Annotated in this window: 1 protein-coding gene; it reads left to right on the top strand. The window is 72.4% G+C overall.

Annotated elements, in window-relative coordinates:
• Positions 1-42: 42 nt before the first annotated feature.
• Positions 43-605 (top strand): NAD(P)/FAD-dependent oxidoreductase (locus tag CCN37_RS37935; protein ID WP_143262053.1); only part of this gene is annotated, 563 nt, incomplete at its 3' end.

Genomic DNA, 605 nt, shown 5'->3' with positions numbered 1-605 from the left:
AAGCGTGGGATAGGCGCGGCGCGTCAGGGGTAGCCGAGAGGCATGACAGCTGCTGCCGCACACCGGGTCGTGATCGTCGGAGCGGGCTTCGGCGGACTGGCCGCCGCGCGGGCGCTCAAGGACGCTCCCGTCGAGGTCACGGTCGTGGACCGGATGAACCACCACCTCTTCCAGCCGCTGCTCTACCAGGTGGCGACCGCGCTGCTGCCGCCCGGCGACATCGCCCCGGCCATCCGCGACGTGCTCCGCGGGCAGCGCAACGCGAAGGTGCTGCTCGGCGAGGTGGTCGGCTTCGACACCACGGGCAAGCACGTCGAGGTCGTCCTCTCCGACGGTGCGCGCCGCGAACTCGACTACGACACGCTCGTCGTCTCGGCGGGAGCGACCGACAGCTACTTCGGCCACGACGAGTGGCGCGAGGTGGCGCGGCCGATGAAGACCCTCGCCGACGCGATCGACCTGCGCTCGCGGCTGCTGTCGGCCTTCGAGAACGCCGCCGCGGCGGAGAGCGCCGAGGAGCGCGACCGGTGGATGACGATCGCCATCGTCGGTGCCGGCCCGACCGGCGTGGAGCTGGCCGGACAGGTCGCCGCGATGGCCAGGCG

This window comes from Allokutzneria sp. NRRL B-24872 (assembly GCF_002155965.1).
Classification (GTDB): Bacteria; Actinomycetota; Actinomycetes; order Mycobacteriales; family Pseudonocardiaceae; genus Allokutzneria.
Note: the sequence above shows the minus strand (reverse complement) of the source record. Positions and strands in the feature narration are given on the sequence as shown.